Raw genomic sequence first — 15,460 nt, forward strand, 5'->3', positions numbered from 1 at the left:
CAAACTATGCGGAAATATTACCATCTAAATCCCACAATTGTTCCCAGCTATCAGCGCCTTCCCATAAAAAAACTTGGCCTTTAATCAAACGGTTATTAGCATCAATTCTTGATATTGCTTCCAATTCTTCCGCCGTTAATGGATTTTCAGTTACACATTTCAGGTTTGAGACATACTGATCTTCGGCAACAGAGAAAGGTATTGGTACATGACCTCGCTGCACTGCCCATTTGATACAGACAATTGCAGGATGAACCCCCAAGCGCTCAGCTGCAGCAACAATAACTGGATTCTCTATATCCACGAGGTCTTCCGCCGTTTTATCACGCTCAGGTCTTGTTGGAGATCCAATCGGACAAAATCCCACAGGCACTACATCGTTATTAATCATATAGTTATATAACTCTTCTTGCTGAAATAATGGGTGACATTCCATCTCATTAACTGCAGGTTTTATTCTTGCATCCCTGATTAACAACGCCATTTTTGCTATGGTCATATTCGACGTACCAATCGCCTTAACCAGTCCCATTTCAACAAGTTGCTCCATTTGACGCCATGTTTTCATAAAGTCTTCATGGATATATGGCTTAGCATCTGGACTACGAGAGTCTCCGTCACAACCAATAGGGTGGAAATTTGGAAACGGCCAATGAACCATATAAAGATCGAGATAATCTACTTGAAGGTCTTTCAAAGTCTTCTTACATGCATTTATGACATCATCATGTTGGTCATTCCAAACTTTCGAGTTTATGAAAAATTCCTCTCGCTCAATACCGAAGTCATTCATTGCGCGTTTAAGAACATCACCAATCTGATCCTCATTCCCATAGATAGAGGCACAATCCAAGAATCGATACCCTGCCTTTATGGCACCATAAACTGCCTGCGATACTTCTTCAGGCCCAAAACGATCTGAACCAAAAGTTCCGAGTCCAACCGCCGGCATTTTTTGACCCGTATACAGTGTTTTAGTTGGTACTTTATCTATATCAACTGTCGGCTGGTATGAATATGCTACTGTCATTGCTATGTCCTCCATGCTCAATCTGAGCTCAATATCAATTTTGTAAAGGCATTGCCGATTGGTCTTTGTTGACTGTCGACCTGCGATTAAGGTTTGCGTCTAAAGAATAGGGGTTACACCTTTCTTCAATATAATATTGCCGTACTTTCGAGTGGTTCCGGTTACTACAATACACTTTGCGGACTTCGCTCTCTCATAGAAAGCAAATCTATCAATAAATGAGATCTCGGTATTATTCGGAAGCTTCGAAGTATATTCTTCAATTAACCCAGGTGGGTGAACATCATCTCCAACTGTCGCCATCATTACGACTTTGTCCGGTACATATTGGTCGAGCTCAATCAAAGGGATAACCGCCTCAACAAGGTCTGACACTTCACACCCTCTAGCCTGCAATACATAGTCTCCACATGAATAGGCTGGAAAATGAATGTCTGAGAAAACAATTTCGTCACCATGTCCCATTTTAGCGAGAATAAAAAGTAGCTCTGGTTCAACGATAGGATTGATATTTTTCAACATTTTTGACTCCTTATCTTTAGATTCGACCTGCACTTCCACAAATATCAATTTTCTGGCGAATAACTCGTGCCATCGCCTTTTTCGCTTCAATGTTATATACCCTAGAGTCATTAACAGTAGGATCGTCCTCAAAAACAGCTTTTAAAGTATCGGCATAGGCAATTTTAAGTTCCGTTGCTACGTTGACTTTACATATCCCCATAGACACGCAACGCGAAACATCATCTGAAGGCACTCCTGATGCTCCATGCAGCACTAAAGGAATGGAAACTCGGCTGGCTATATCTCTGAGTCGTTCAAAATCTAGCTTCGGTGTTTCCTTATAAAGGCCATGTGCAGTACCAATAGCAATAGCTAAAGAATCAATGCCAGTGCGATTTGCAAAATCAAATGCTTGTACGGGGTCAGTGTAGGGTTCATCCACGGAGTCAATGATAAGGTCATCCTCTTGTCCCACTAATTGACCAAGTTCAGCCTCCACAGATGCTCCATAGCGATGACAAAGAGCGACAACTTTTCGAGTAATTTCGATGTTTTCTTCGAATGGAGCATGGGAGCCATCTACCATCGCCGAACGTATGCCGGCTTTTACCTTGTATTCGATATCTTCAAAAGAAGTATGGTGGTCTAGGTGCAAAGCTACTTGCATACCTCGGTCTTTTGCTGCAGCTTCTACCAAAGCCACTAATTCAGGTGTACCCGCGTACTGATACGTAGATGGCGTTCCAGCAAGAATAACCGGAGAGTCCATCTCTTTAGCAGTGTCTAAAACGCAATGAACAGACTCTAAGTTATGTATATTAAAAGCTGGGATTGCATAGCCTGATTTTTGAGCTTGCTCAAGCAAGTATTTGGTATGAATTAGAGTCATTGTCTTAGCTCCACTTTAAAAGTATTTTGCCATCTGGGCTTTTGCCGTTCAGCGCTTCGACGCGTTTAACGAACTCTGAAGGTTCATACACGCCATCTAATAGTGATTGGGTATCAATAAGATTTTTAGAGAAAAGCTCACGAGCCACTTCCCACTCTTTTCCAGGATAGGGAGCGGAATAATTCATCCAACTTCCAAAAAGTGTCAGTTCTTTTCTGAGAATTTGTCCAAACTGCTGGTGAGTAAGAGTTAAGTCCTGATGGAGAGTGCCAATTAAAGCAACAGTCGCTCTCGGGCTCGCGATGCTTAAACACTGTTTGACAGAAGCTGGACTACCTGCAGTTTCCAAAATCAGTTGATGCTCTCCAGCAAAAGGAAGCGATTGCATTTGTTCGCGAATATCTTTGTCCAGTGAATTGAAACAATAATCCGCACCCAGTGATTTAGCTTTTGAAAGTTTCTCATCTGCTATATCGATCGCCGTAACAGTGGCAGCTCCCATTGCTTTTACGGCCTGCACCGCCAGTAAACCAATAGTACCAACACCTACCACCACCACATCTTTACCCTCAACGCCACCAGCCATCAGGATAGGGTGAAGGCTAACTGTTAATGGTTCGAAGAAAGCACCTTGAATTGATGACACAGACTCATCGAGCAAGAAACAACATTGCTCGGGAACCTCTACAAACTCGGCGTTTCCGCCTTGTGCACGCGATCCTATAAAGCTGTAATCACTACACAAGCTATATCGGCCATTCATACACTGAGGGCAACTGCCACATGGGACTAAAGGAGCACATGAAATTCTATCTCCGTTTTTTAGTTGACTGACCTCTTCTCCAACTTCTACGACTTCCCCAGAAAATTCGTGTCCCAGTACAATCGGATAGAAATGGGCCCCGTCATCGAAAATTCTTGGCAAATCAGAACCACACAACCCAGAGACGTGCACCTTCACAAGAACCGAACTTTTTTTCAAAGTAGGTTTTGAAATTTGGGCTATCTCAAGTTTATTGTTCGATTTAACAGCAATACTAAGCATCTCAATACCTTTTCATTAAATCAGTTTCAGAATCTTACATGTATCTTTCGAATGCTTATGATTTTATGTATTATGTGTTACGGATTTCAATTGAAAGTTTCGATTTTCGTCTACTTTACATGTATTGTTTGTGTTAGATCACAAATCGAATAAATTAGAAAGGATTAGAAAATGTTTATTGGTATCGATTGTGGCACTCAAGGAACGAAGGCGATCATTTGGCAAGATGGTGGCATTTTGGGACAGGGCTACACTCCACATTCAACAATAATGGAACAATTGGGACAAAGAGAGCAAAGACCGGAAGAATGGTTTGATGCCCTCATAGCTTCTATCGACAAAGCATTTAAAGGGATCGAGCAACATAAAAAAGCGATAAAGGGAATTGGGATTTCAGGTCAACAACATGGTTTGGTGTTATTAGACCAAAACGATCAAGTGATTAGAGACGCTTTGCTCTGGTGTGATACAAGACCCCAAGCTGCTCTCAGCGCATTTACACAAACCCATGATCTTAACTTAGTAGAGAAATTAGGCATTCAAGTTCCAGTGGCATTTTCGTTAGGTAAGCTATTGTGGGTAAAGGAGAATGACCCAATTAGCTTTCGCAGGATCCACAAAATGATGCTACCGCATGACTACCTTAATTGGTGTCTAACTGGTCGTTTTACTGTAGAGCCGGGCGATGCCTCTGGAACAGGCTGGTTTGATACAGTTTCGAAGTCAATGAGTGAAGATCTACTTACCCTTATCAAGTTCAATAATGAATTAGCGCAACCTGACATCTTGCAATCCCAAGAAATAGTAGGAACACTGCACCCTTCTATAGCTGAGAGACTTGGGCTAAATACCAATGTCATCGTTTCCTCAGGAGGAGGAGACAATATGATGGCAGCAATAGGGACGGGGAATGTTGGAAGTGGGCAGCTAACTATTAGTTTAGGCACATCTGGTACCCTTTTTTCACACAGTTTCGAGCAAGTAGATAGTAGTGAACACAAAGATTTAAACGCATTTTGCTCTTCGACAAATGGTTATTTACCGCTCGCTAGCACCATGAACGTCACCACTGCAAACAACCAGATCCTCAACCTTGTTAACGGTGATATCAGTGAGTTCGATACCCTACTCGAATCAAGTCCTATTGGCGCTGACGGCCTTACCTGTTTGCCGTTTTTTAACGGAGCTCGCCTACCAAATGTACCTAATGCAAGTGGCGCTCTTCTTGGAATCACCGCTACTAACCTCACACCAGGAAACCTGCTCAGAGCGAATGTCGAGGCTGTTACTTTTAACCTCGGACTAGGAGCTAATGTGCTAGAAAGTGCGGGCGTGAAATTTGATAAGACCTGTGTGATAGGTGGAGGGGCAAAGAGTAAAATGTGGCGGCAACTGATATCGGACGTAACCAACTTACCACTTTGGTGTCCAGTTTCGACCGAAGCAGCAGCTGTAGGTGCTGCAATTCAAGCATGTTGGGCTCACGAAAACCTTTATCAACCCACTCAGATAACGGACATATGTTCGAATACGCTTAAGGTAGATGAGGAAAAGTCTGTCACACCAATTGCGAAAAACGTTCAAACCTACCGGACAATAGCAGAATCATACCAATACCACCTGAACCGTCATATGGCTCAATTTGTCTAATTCCTTATGTCACGTTACGGGTGGCACTCGCCACTCGTAATTATTTGAAAGAAAAAAAGCCAAACTCACTTTCATATCTCTCTTAGTCCTAAAAAAATACCTACTATCTAGTCATTGCTAATAATAAATAATTTATATTATAAATCATAAACTTAAATTAAAACTTTACATCCAAAAAACTAGTGGTATCCCAGTTTACTTTGTTGAGACAGTCATCAATTATGTGATCGACCCCTTATAATCGTAAGACTTCGTTACCATTCGAAATATTTCGAGTATATTATTTGTTCATAAGGAAATCGTCAGCAGAGAAGGTACACCTGCTGAGAAGAATAACTTTCCAATTTGCAAGGAACCAATATGAGCAGTCCATTACTCACGATGAGTGGCATATCGAAAGCTTTCACCGGCGTTCAAGCTCTGCAAAACGTGAACATTCAATTGCGGGCAGGCGAAGTGCACGCCCTAATGGGTGAAAACGGAGCAGGGAAGTCAACATTAATGAAAGTGTTGATAGGCGTACATAAAGCTGACGAAGGGTATATTCAGTATAAAGGGCAAACGATCGCATTTGATTCTGTTCTGGAAGCCCAAAAAGCCGGCATATCCATGATTTTCCAAGAGCTGAACCTTATTCCTCATCTGTCCGTGGCAGAGAACATTTTCTTCGCTCGAGAACCACTTAAGAACGGCTTAATTGACTATAAAACCATGAGGTCAGAAGCCAAGAAGCTACTTGAGATGTTCGATATAGACGTAGAGCCGACGGACATTGTAAATACTTTGTCTGTAGCAAAACAACAAATGGTCGAGATTGCTAAATCTCTTAGCTTTGATGTTGAAATTCTCATTATGGATGAACCGACTTCAGCTCTAACGGATAAAGAAATCGATGCGCTTTTTGAGTTGGTCGATAAGCTTAAAGCCAAAGGTGTCGCCATCGTCTACATTTCACATCGAATGAATGAACTACGTCGGATATGTGACCATATAACTATCTTCCGAGATGGTCAGTATGTGTCAAACCATCGTTTTTGTGAAATTTCGATGGATGAGATCATTGCCAAAATGGTTGGCAGAACTCTGGATAATCACTTCCCACCAAAGCAAGCCGTTATTCAAGACGACCTCATTTTCTCCGTAATGAATGTAGCTCGGGAAGGGGTCTTCCAACCATTGAACTTCGACCTTCGTAAAGGCGAGATCTTAGCAATTACAGGCTTAGTCGGTGCGAAACGTACAGAGCTTGCTAGAGCGCTGTTTGGTGCCGATAAACTCACTGACGGCGAACTTTTCGTCCACGGACAAAAGAAGGTCATTCGTACTCCTTCTGACGCAATCAAGGCCGGCGTCGCCTACCTCTCCGAAGACCGAAAACTAAACGGCATTGCCGTCAAAATGTCCATAAGAGAGAACACAACTATGGCCTCAATGGACAAAGTGAGTTCGAATCTCGGAATAATATCCAATCAAGCTGAGGTAGACGCAGCGAATCAATACATCGACAAGATGCAAATAAAGACCCCAACCGTCGAACAGTTGGTTGGAAACCTCTCTGGTGGTAACCAGCAAAAAGTAGTGATTGGTAAGTGGTTGTTTAGAGATGCGAAAGTCATGATTTTCGATGAGCCTACTCGAGGTATCGATGTTGGTGCCAAATACGCCATCTACGAACTTTTAGATGAGCTAGCAACACATGGGATTGGAGTCATCATGATTTCATCTGAGTTGCCGGAAGTATTAGGTATGTCTGATCGAGTCATTGTCATGAAAGAGGGAGTGATGACCGCAATGCTTGAAACCGCAGCCACGACTCAAGAAGAAATTATGCAATACGCAACAGGAGTTAAAAACATGTTCCCACTATATGAGGAGGCAGTGTGATGAACGAAAAACACAAGGATATGCTACAGAAGTTAGCATCGCTAGGCGGATTATTCGCACTAATTATTGCTTTCTCCATCACTAGTCCACACTTTTTTAGTATGGACAATGCCATGACCGTAGGCCTTCAAACATCAACGATCACTATTATAGGTATCGGTGTAATGTTGACGATACTAACAGGTGGCATTGACTTATCCATAGGCTCAGTTATGGCGCTCTCAGGGGTTACCGCGGCCATGGCAGTAAATGCTGGAATGCCAGTTCCCGTGGGTATGGCTGTAGGAGTGTTGACAGGGGCCTTCTGTGGTCTTATTAGCGGACTATGTGTATCTAAACTGCGCCTCCCACCATTTATCGCAACACTAGGTATGATGATGATGGCTCGTGGTGTAGCACTCTACATCACTAATGCAGCCCCAGTTTCAGGGATGCCTGAGTCCTTCTCTTACTTAGGTAATGGCGCACTATTCCGCATGGTTGAGATTGGTGAGAATGGTTTCCCAATCATTAAATTTGCAGGCATACCTTATCCCGTGCTCGTCATGTTGCTGGTAGTTGCAGCATTCTCTTTCCTATTAACGAAAATGCGCCTTGGCCGCTACCTATACGCAATAGGATCAAACGAAGAAGCCGCTCGTCTTTCCGGTATCGATACTCAAAAAGTCAAAACCGCTGCCTATGTCGCCTCTGGTTTCTTAGCAGGACTTGCTGGCGTCATTATTGCGAGTCGACTTGTTACTGCACAGCCAAATGGGTCGGTCATGGCAGAGCTTGATGCCATTGCTTCTGCCGTGGTCGGTGGAACCTCTTTGATGGGTGGAGTGGGAACTGTATTTGGTGCGGTTGTCGGGTCATTTATTATCGGTGTCCTGCGAAACGGCCTAAATATGAATGGCGTTAGCTTCTTCGTTCAACAAATCGTAATTGGTGGCGTCATCATCGCTACCGTGGCGTACGACCAATACCGTATGCAACAAACCACAAAAGTGAAAAACCCTACTACAAAATCCAAAAAGGATGTTAAAGATATGAAAGTTAATAAGATTGCTACTGTCGCTGCGATGGGACTCGCATTTGCCTTTGCTGGCCACTCCACTGATGCTACTGCTGCTCAGAAAGAGATTGCGGTTGTTGTCAAAACGGAAAACTCCAACTTTTGGCAAAATGTTAAAGGCGGTGCAGTTGATGCCTCTAAAGAGCTTCCTGCATACAACATCACTTTCCAAGGACCAGCAGCAGAAACTGCGGTTGATGAGCAGGTCAACATGATACAAAACGCACTAAACCGCGGAGTATCTGGGCTTGTAGTTGCACCTACTGACCCTAATGCATTAGTACCTGCACTTAAGGCAGCATGGGAGAAAGGAATTCCTGTTGCTCTTATCGACTCAGGCCTTAATGACGACGGTAAGTATCACCAAGCTTTCCTATCTACTGATAACCGTGCAGCAGGGAAACTTGCCGCAGAAAAAATGATCAAGTCACTCAATGGCAAGAAAGGCAAAGTGGCAATGATGAGCTTTACTGCTGGATCTGGCTCTGCTATGGAGCGTGACGGTGGCTTTAAAGAAACCATTGAAGCGGCAGGTTACGAAGTTATCGGTCCTTACTACTCCAATGCGGATATGGTTACCGCTCTAAACCAAACTATTGACGTCTTAGCTTCGAATAATGACTTAGTAGGCATTTTCGGTTCTAACGAACCAACAGCGGTAGGTATGGCACGTGCTATTCAACAACGCGGCTACACTGGAAAAATTGTTGCGGTCGCCTTTGATGGTAACTCAGATATCCAACAATTTATTCGTGATGGTGTGTTAGACGGTGCCGTTGTCCAGTCTTCTTACGGCATGGGTAACATGGGTGTAGAAACGGTTTCTCAAATCCTGAGCGGAAAGAAAGTCGCATCTTATATTGATACTGGTGTTGTTTATGTAACCAAAGACAATATTGACTCAGACAAAGCGAAAGCCGTTCTCTACTAAAATTGTTGAAAAACAATTGAATTTGACTCAACAAAACAACCTCTAAGCACAACGGACCTTACAGGATAACTGGAGGTCCGTTGCTATTTTTTGTTCATATTAACTAAACGTAACATTAAATATATTCATACATACTTAACCCTGATTTTTCCTTATCGTATCGGCGTGCTTTGACAGAGATCAACAAACTTAATGATTACCTGTCTGCACTTTCACACTTTGACCAAAAGTAGTCGATGACAAAAACGATAGGAAATGGTTATGAAATGGCCGATAAAAGCGCTGGCAGTCGCGCTAAGTTGCTCACTTGGGGCGACACAATCTTTTGCAATCAATCTCGAACCCCTAGATAAAGACTTTACCCTACAAATCCTTGGTTCTGGAGGTCCCATCTCTGATGATATGCGCGCCTCTTCGGGAGAATTGATTTGGTGGAAAGGCAAATCAAGAATCATGATTGACGCGGGTGGTGGTAACTACCTACGATTTGGCCAAGCAGGAGGCAAACTCGAAGACCTCGATCTTTTAGCCATCACTCACTTCCACACCGATCACGTTGCCGATCTTCCTGCCCTGCTTAAAGGCGCTTACTTTTTCGAACGTGAGGACGCACTAGATATCACCGGTCCAAAAGCTGGTTCTGCATTCCCGAGTTTAACAGGCTATATGGATGCGATGTTCAATCAGGAACACGGAGCTTACGCTTACCTTAATGGACTTTATGATGGCTCAGATGGCCTGTTCCCAATCACCCTCACCGATGTTTCTTATCAAGAAACCACACCACAAAAAATCTACGAATTAGATGGGCTTACTGTTTATGCACTCGGCATCCCTCATGGAGATGTACCTACTTTGGCCTACCGAATTGAAAGTGAGGACGGCGTCATTGTTATTTCTGCAGACCAAAATGGCAGTAATCCCGCCTTCATTCCTTTTGCCAAAGGCGCTGACATTCTAGTAATGCCTATGGCCATTCACGAAGAAGCCGATGCTATCTCATCGTTTATGCATGCGAAACCTTCGACCGTGGGGGAAATTGCCGCTGAAATTAATCCTAAGCTACTGATTTTAAATCACTGGATGGGGCTAGGCCTCAAGCGTAAAGCACAGTCAGTGGAGATCGTGAAAAAGTACTACAAAGGAAAAATATTCTCTGCTCGTGATCTGTCGAGCTTCCCAATGGCGTCTTTCAAGGAGACTTCAAATGAACAATAAAATGGCTATATCAATCGCACTCAGCTCACTGGTATCAATGAACTCGGCACTCGCTGCCATCAGTGAATCTGCTGAAGCTCCTGTTACCGCTCAGCCAACAGAACAGCATGGCGGTAAATGTGCCGCAGGTAAATGTGGAACCGAAAAACGCTTTGAAAAACAAGAGCTCGATAGCGATCCACAAGATAAGTTAGTGCGCGCGCGTGACGGGAAGTGCGGCCTCTCTGGTCAAGGTATCAATGCGCCTGCGGACGCAGTGACATCAGCAAACAGTAAGGTGACAGGTGGAGTATGCGGACAATAACCAACACCAGCAAGGGATTGGGTCTGCGTATGGAGCATGTGGATATGCTGAGTGACATGCCTAAGCATCCCGATATCGACTTTCTCGAGCTCGCACCTGAAAACTGGATGAATCTTGGTGGCGAAAAACGGGAGCGTTTGGAGCAAATCGCTGACAAATACCCCTTGGTTGCTCACGGTCTCAGTCTATCCATTGGTGATTGCGTGCCGTTAAACGAAAGCTACCTGAAAGATGTCGCCCGTTTTCTTAATGAGTTTGATATCGAGATTTACAGCGACCATTTGAGTTTTTCTCGGGACAGTCAGGGCTATCTTTATGACCTACTACCGATCCCAAGAAGCAGAGAGAATATCGACTATCTAGCCTCTCGAATCCAACGCGTGCAAGACGTGGTCGCTAGGCCTTTGGTGCTCGAAAACATCTCGTTTTATCACAATTATGACAACGACATTCCTGAAGGCGAGTTCTTTGCAGAGCTTATCGAGAAATCTGGCTGTCAGATGCTGCTGGATATCAATAATGTCTACGTCAACAGCATCAACCACGGTTTTGATGCTTATGAGATGCTGCAAAGCTTGCCGAGCGACGCGATTCGCTATTACCACATTGCAGGACATCTGCAGCAGAGCGATCAGTCATTACTCGATACTCATGGCAAACCCGTCCCTGACTCAGTAATTGAATTGGCTCATTATGTGTTTAACCTCCACGGCAACAAACCACTGCTGTTAGAGAGAGACCACAACGTGCCGCCGCTTGTAGTCCTTACCGAAGAGCTGCGAGACATCCATGCAGTTGTCAAAGCTGCTGAACGACAAGTCCAGCTGTCTGAAAGTGGGGTCCTCTATGCTTAGCCCTCCAGGACTGATGCTTCAGCAAACTGAAGCACTTGCGCAGAAGATACGATTAGGTCGCACTGAGGGATGCCAATACGGTGAGTTTATTCGCGACAACGTTTTTGGTGTCGTAAACAATACCTTTCCTTTTTTCGTTGAGCGAGTCGGTCATCAAGCTTTGGTTCAGTTAGTGGAAGACTTTCTGTTGCAGCATTGTGCAATGGAACCTGAGTTTCATCACATCGCGACAGAGTTCGTGCAGTTCATTCAGCATGGTACTTGGGTCAACCAACTTGACCTTATGGTACTTGAGTACGAGTGGATCGCCTTCGGCGCAGAAATTAACCAAGCTCGAATCAATATCGAGTCTTGCAGTGACATTGTGTATCAGAACCCTGAGCAATACACCTTGAGCTGCAATCCCACTCTGCACTTAGTGGAGTTGCCTTTTGAGGTGTCTAGTCACTCGATACAAATAACCGATAGCACTCCATCAAACTACTACGCGGTATTTCGAAACGCTCAACACCATGTTGTCTCACAAAAACTTCGGCCCATCGATGTGGCGCTGATTCAGATCCTTCAGCCCTCATATTGTTCGAGCTTACAGACATTCCAACAACAAACTGAAGCTCAACTCGCCGATTTCGATATACGTCTTTGGATACAACATTTCACCCATCTCGGGCTGTTAAACATCAACACCCTAGGAGAATAAAATGATTAAGTCAGTCTTAACTTGGTATGACAACCTTATCGACAAGTGCCGAAAAATCGACTTTTTGGTTCTACTGTCTATTCGTCTTTTCTTGGTTCCGGTTATCTATGTCGGAGCGCGCTCTAAAGTACTGGGATTCGCAGGCACGGTTGCCTGGTTTGGCGCCCCCGTAGCAGACGGTGGACTTAACCTCCCATTTCCAGAACTTCTTGCGTTCCTCGCTGCTGCAACTGAAGTCGTCGGGTGTATCTGTATAGCCCTAGGCTTGTTTACTCGCATTATCGCGATTCCTATGATTTTTATGATGAGTGTGGCCAGTGCCATGGTGCATTGGAAACATGGCTGGGATGCGATTGCGACAGAGAGTATGGAATCAACCATTCGTCTAAACGGCTTTATCACTTGGTTAGCGGAAAACTTTCCGGGCCGCTACAACTACATCACCGAACTTGGTGACCCTGTTATGCTCAACAACGGTATGGAATTCGCTGCCACCTACTTCGTGATGTTAATGGTGCTTTTTGTCTACGGCGGTGGTCGTTATCTAAGCCTCGATTACTGGCTAAAAAAGCCCTTTCTAAACAAGCCTGCAAACGCTTAATCACCAAATAAAAACCAATCTTTCTACTATTTCTACCCGCTACGCTCGTAGCGGGAAGGGGATGCTATGTTAACAGATGTCGTTGATCTGTCGCGTCTGCAATTTGCTAGTACCGCGCTGTATCATTTTATATTCGTGCCTCTCACCATAGGGCTATCATTCTTGCTGGCCATCATGGAATCGGTCTATGTGATGACGGGCAAAACCATTTACAAGGATATGACCAAGTTCTGGGGCAAGCTCTTTGGAATCAACTTTGCCGTCGGGGTTGCAACCGGCTTAACCATGGAATTTCAATTTGGTACTAACTGGTCCTATTACTCTCACTACGTTGGTGACATCTTTGGGGCCCCGCTTGCGATTGAAGCACTAGTCGCCTTTTTTCTTGAATCGACATTGGTAGGGATGTTCTTCTTTGGTTGGGATCGGTTAAGTAAGCGTCAACACCTCACTGTTACTTGGCTTACTGCACTGGGTTCAAATTTCTCTGGTCTTTGGATTTTGATGGCTAATGGCTGGATGCAAAACCCTGTCGGTGCTGAGTTCAATTTTGAAACAATGCGTATGGAAATGACCAGTTTCACCGACGTGATTTTCAACCCAGTGACACAAGTGAAATTCGTTCATACCGTCGCCGCAGGTTACACCACTGGTGCACTATTTATCATGGGTATCAGCGCTTACTACTTGCTGAAAAATCGGGACGTAGCATTTGCAAAACGTTCATTTGCTATCGCTTGTTCGTTTGGCATGGCTGCCATCTTTTCCACACTTCTGCTGGGCGATGAATCTGGTTATGAACTTGGCGATGTTCAAAAGGTTAAGCTCGCAGCGATTGAAGCGGAATGGCACACCGAAGAAGCACCAGCTTCATTTACCGTCTTCGGACTTCCCAATCAAGAAACCATGGAAACCGATTATGCGCTTAAGATCCCCTATCTCATGGGCATTATCGCAACACGCTCTTTGGATAAACCTGTGTTGGGTATCAGTGATCTCATGGCAATCAACGAACAACGAATACGCAACGGAATGATCGCTTATGGTTTACTCCAGCGTTTAAGAAATGGTGATAAAACCGCCGAGAACATCGCTCAGTTCAATGACGTTAAGTCTGACCTTGGCTACGGCCTTCTGCTGAAGAAATACGCACCCAATGTCTCTGATGCCAGCGAACAACAAATAAAAATGGCTACACAAGACACCATTCCGCAAGTCGCACCACTGTTCTGGAGCTTCAGAATTATGGTGGTGTGTGGCGTCTTGATGTTCGCGCTGATTGGCTTTTCGTTTATTCAAGTTTGCCGTCAGAAAATCGGCAGCCAACGATGGCTACTTAAATCAGTACTTTGGGCGATTCCATTGCCATGGATAGCTTGTGAAGCTGGATGGTTTGTCGCTGAGTATGGCCGACAACCGTGGGCCATTGGTGAAGTTCTGCCTGTCAGTATGGCCACTTCAGACTTGGCTGCCAGTGATATTTGGATTTCGCTAGGAGCCGTTTACGTGCTCTATACCCTGTTCCTTATCGCTGAGATGTATTTGATGGTGAAATTCTCCCGCCGCGGGCCAAGTGTACTGAAAACCGGGCGTTACTATCACGAACAAAACCGTTCACTCGACAATGTTATAGACAACTACAAATAAGGAGATCATATGTTTGACTATGAAACACTCCGCCTCTTCACATGGGCGATCGTCGGCATACTGATCATCGGCTTTGCTATCGCGGACGGCTTCGATATGGGCGTCGCCGCGCTACTGCCTATTGCCGGAAGAAGTAATGTTGAACGTAGGATTATGATCAATAGCATCGCGCCACATTGGGACGGTAACCAAGTTTGGCTGATCACTGCGGGGGGAGCGATTTTCGCCATCTGGCCTGCCGTCTATGCTACGGCTTTCTCTGGTTTTTACTTGGCGCTGGTTCTGGTTCTTGCCGCGCTATGGTTACGCCCTATTGGCATGGATTATCGAAACAAAATTGACGACCCTAGATGGCGACGCGCTTGTGATATTGCTTTAACGGTCAGTGGTCTCGTACCACCTTTAGTATTTGGTATTGGCTTTGGTAATTTATTTGTAGGTCTGCCATTCGAGCTCAATGAATTGCTGATGATCAGTTATAAGGGCGGATTTTGGAGCTTGTTTACTCCACTCCCCATAGTGTGCGGTGTCGTCGCGATGGCCATGACTCTGCTTCAAGGAGCTACCTTCCTGCAACTAAAAACGGTGGGAGAGCTTAATGAAAGAGCTCGATCCATCGCAGTGTGGACCGCGTGTACCGCGCTGATTATGTTCGTTGTCGGTGGCGTCATCGCCAATGGCCAAGATGGCTATATCATCCAAAGCCTTATCGATACCAATGGCGTTTCAAACCCAGTAAGCAAAGAGGTCTCGGTTGTCAGCCATAATATGCTGCATAACTTTGTTCGATATCCTACGTTATTTATCGTACCCCTTGGGGCATGCGCTTTGCTACTTTTCTCGGCGCTGCTGTCCATGGCGAAGCGCGGTGGCTGGGCATTTTTGTGCTCGAGTCTGGCAATTCTAACCATCATATTGACCGCAGGCATTGCGCTGTTTCCAATGATTATTCCATCAAGTTTAGAACCTTCTCACAGCTTGACGTTGTGGGATGCCACATCAAGCTACAAAACGCTCAGCATCATCTCAGTGGTCGCCGTTGTGGTTGTCCCTGTAATCCTTGGATACACGACTTGGTGTTATTACAAGATGTTCGGCCGAATCGACAAGCAATTCATTGAAGACAACAGCACATCGCTGTACTAG

14 protein-coding genes are annotated in these 15,460 nt (G+C 44.7%); 10 read left to right on the top strand and 4 right to left on the bottom strand.

The features are described from left to right. Positions 1-4: 4 nt before the first annotated feature. From L2W36_RS23760 to L2W36_RS23775, 4 genes are all read right to left on the bottom strand, one after another. Positions 5-1,030 (bottom strand): aldo/keto reductase, encoded by a 1,026-nt coding sequence (locus L2W36_RS23760; protein ID WP_006070252.1) that lies wholly within the window; start codon positions 1,028-1,030, stop codon positions 5-7. 99 nt (positions 1,031-1,129) lie between these two features. After that, complete coding sequence (fucU, locus tag L2W36_RS23765; protein WP_006070253.1) at positions 1,130-1,552, bottom strand: L-fucose mutarotase; 423 nt, start codon at positions 1,550-1,552, stop codon at positions 1,130-1,132. Positions 1,553-1,568: 16 nt separating this feature from the next. After that, positions 1,569-2,423, bottom strand: a complete 855-nt coding sequence (gene gatY / locus L2W36_RS23770; protein ID WP_236111771.1) for a tagatose-bisphosphate aldolase subunit GatY — start codon at positions 2,421-2,423, stop codon at positions 1,569-1,571. A gap of 4 nt (positions 2,424-2,427) precedes the next feature. Continuing rightward, entirely contained in the window at positions 2,428-3,468 is a 1,041-nt protein-coding gene (locus tag L2W36_RS23775) for an alcohol dehydrogenase catalytic domain-containing protein (protein ID WP_171389312.1), read from the bottom strand. 171 nt (positions 3,469-3,639) lie between these two features. On the opposite strand from L2W36_RS23775, the gene xylB reads away from it, so the two are divergent. The 10 genes from xylB (at position 3,640) to cydB (ending at position 15,460) form a co-directional block, all read left to right on the top strand. After that, complete coding sequence (xylB, locus tag L2W36_RS23780; RefSeq protein WP_236111772.1) at positions 3,640-5,118, top strand: xylulokinase; 1,479 nt, start codon at positions 3,640-3,642, stop codon at positions 5,116-5,118. A 360-nt stretch (positions 5,119-5,478) separates the two neighbouring features. Further along, positions 5,479-7,002, top strand: a complete 1,524-nt coding sequence (locus L2W36_RS23785) for a sugar ABC transporter ATP-binding protein (RefSeq protein ID WP_171393327.1) — start codon at positions 5,479-5,481, stop codon at positions 7,000-7,002. After that, a complete protein-coding gene (locus L2W36_RS23790; protein WP_216610697.1) occupies positions 7,002-8,990 on the top strand; it encodes a substrate-binding domain-containing protein in 1,989 nt (662 codons plus the stop codon). Before L2W36_RS23785 ends, L2W36_RS23790 begins: the two co-directional genes overlap by 1 nt. 261 nt (positions 8,991-9,251) lie before the next feature. Next, positions 9,252-10,208 (top strand): MBL fold metallo-hydrolase, encoded by a 957-nt coding sequence (locus L2W36_RS23795; protein ID WP_236111773.1) that lies wholly within the window; start codon positions 9,252-9,254, stop codon positions 10,206-10,208. Further along, positions 10,198-10,512 carry a hypothetical protein gene (locus L2W36_RS23800; RefSeq protein WP_198559339.1) on the top strand — a complete coding sequence of 105 codons (315 nt, stop codon included), beginning with the start codon at positions 10,198-10,200 and terminating at the stop codon, positions 10,510-10,512. Before L2W36_RS23795 ends, L2W36_RS23800 begins: the two co-directional genes overlap by 11 nt. Then, positions 10,500-11,366, top strand: a complete 867-nt coding sequence (locus L2W36_RS23805; RefSeq protein ID WP_124941631.1) for a DUF692 domain-containing protein — start codon at positions 10,500-10,502, stop codon at positions 11,364-11,366. Before L2W36_RS23800 ends, L2W36_RS23805 begins: the two co-directional genes overlap by 13 nt. Continuing rightward, positions 11,359-12,066, top strand: a complete 708-nt coding sequence (locus L2W36_RS23810) for an HvfC/BufC family peptide modification chaperone (RefSeq protein WP_236111774.1) — start codon at positions 11,359-11,361, stop codon at positions 12,064-12,066. The genes L2W36_RS23805 and L2W36_RS23810 overlap by 8 nt, the downstream gene beginning before the upstream one ends. A 1-nt stretch (position 12,067) precedes the next feature. Beyond that, positions 12,068-12,667 (top strand): HvfX family Cu-binding RiPP maturation protein, encoded by a 600-nt coding sequence (locus tag L2W36_RS23815; protein ID WP_236111775.1) that lies wholly within the window; start codon positions 12,068-12,070, stop codon positions 12,665-12,667. Positions 12,668-12,733: 66 nt separating this feature from the next. Further along, positions 12,734-14,314, top strand: a complete 1,581-nt coding sequence (locus L2W36_RS23820) for a cytochrome ubiquinol oxidase subunit I (protein WP_038227661.1) — start codon at positions 12,734-12,736, stop codon at positions 14,312-14,314. Between the two features lie 9 nt (positions 14,315-14,323). Further along, positions 14,324-15,460 (top strand): cytochrome d ubiquinol oxidase subunit II, encoded by a 1,137-nt coding sequence (cydB, locus tag L2W36_RS23825; protein ID WP_236111776.1) that lies wholly within the window; start codon positions 14,324-14,326, stop codon positions 15,458-15,460.

It is taken from the genome of Vibrio sp. McD22-P3 (assembly GCF_021568915.1).
Classification (GTDB): Bacteria; Pseudomonadota; Gammaproteobacteria; order Enterobacterales; family Vibrionaceae; genus Vibrio; species Vibrio mediterranei.

Excerpts from the sequence above, each read along its gene's own strand:
- fucU (WP_006070253.1), bottom strand. The coding sequence starts at position 1,552 with ATGTTGAAAAATATCAATCCTATCGTTGAACCAGAGCTACTTTTTATT.
- L2W36_RS23820 (WP_038227661.1), top strand. The coding sequence starts at position 12,734 with ATGTTAACAGATGTCGTTGATCTGTCGCGTCTGCAATTTGCTAGTACC.
- xylB (WP_236111772.1), top strand. The coding sequence starts at position 3,640 with ATGTTTATTGGTATCGATTGTGGCACTCAAGGAACGAAGGCGATCATT.
- L2W36_RS23815 (WP_236111775.1), top strand. The coding sequence starts at position 12,068 with ATGATTAAGTCAGTCTTAACTTGGTATGACAACCTTATCGACAAGTGC.
- L2W36_RS23785 (WP_171393327.1), top strand. The coding sequence starts at position 5,479 with ATGAGCAGTCCATTACTCACGATGAGTGGCATATCGAAAGCTTTCACC.
- L2W36_RS23810 (WP_236111774.1), top strand. The coding sequence starts at position 11,359 with ATGCTTAGCCCTCCAGGACTGATGCTTCAGCAAACTGAAGCACTTGCG.
- L2W36_RS23790 (WP_216610697.1), top strand. The coding sequence starts at position 7,002 with ATGAACGAAAAACACAAGGATATGCTACAGAAGTTAGCATCGCTAGGC.
- L2W36_RS23775 (WP_171389312.1), bottom strand. The coding sequence starts at position 3,468 with ATGCTTAGTATTGCTGTTAAATCGAACAATAAACTTGAGATAGCCCAA.
- L2W36_RS23805 (WP_124941631.1), top strand. The coding sequence starts at position 10,500 with ATGCGGACAATAACCAACACCAGCAAGGGATTGGGTCTGCGTATGGAG.
- L2W36_RS23795 (WP_236111773.1), top strand. The coding sequence starts at position 9,252 with ATGAAATGGCCGATAAAAGCGCTGGCAGTCGCGCTAAGTTGCTCACTT.
- cydB (WP_236111776.1), top strand. The coding sequence starts at position 14,324 with ATGTTTGACTATGAAACACTCCGCCTCTTCACATGGGCGATCGTCGGC.
- L2W36_RS23760 (WP_006070252.1), bottom strand. The coding sequence starts at position 1,030 with ATGACAGTAGCATATTCATACCAGCCGACAGTTGATATAGATAAAGTA.
- gatY (WP_236111771.1), bottom strand. The coding sequence starts at position 2,423 with ATGACTCTAATTCATACCAAATACTTGCTTGAGCAAGCTCAAAAATCA.
- L2W36_RS23800 (WP_198559339.1), top strand. The coding sequence starts at position 10,198 with ATGAACAATAAAATGGCTATATCAATCGCACTCAGCTCACTGGTATCA.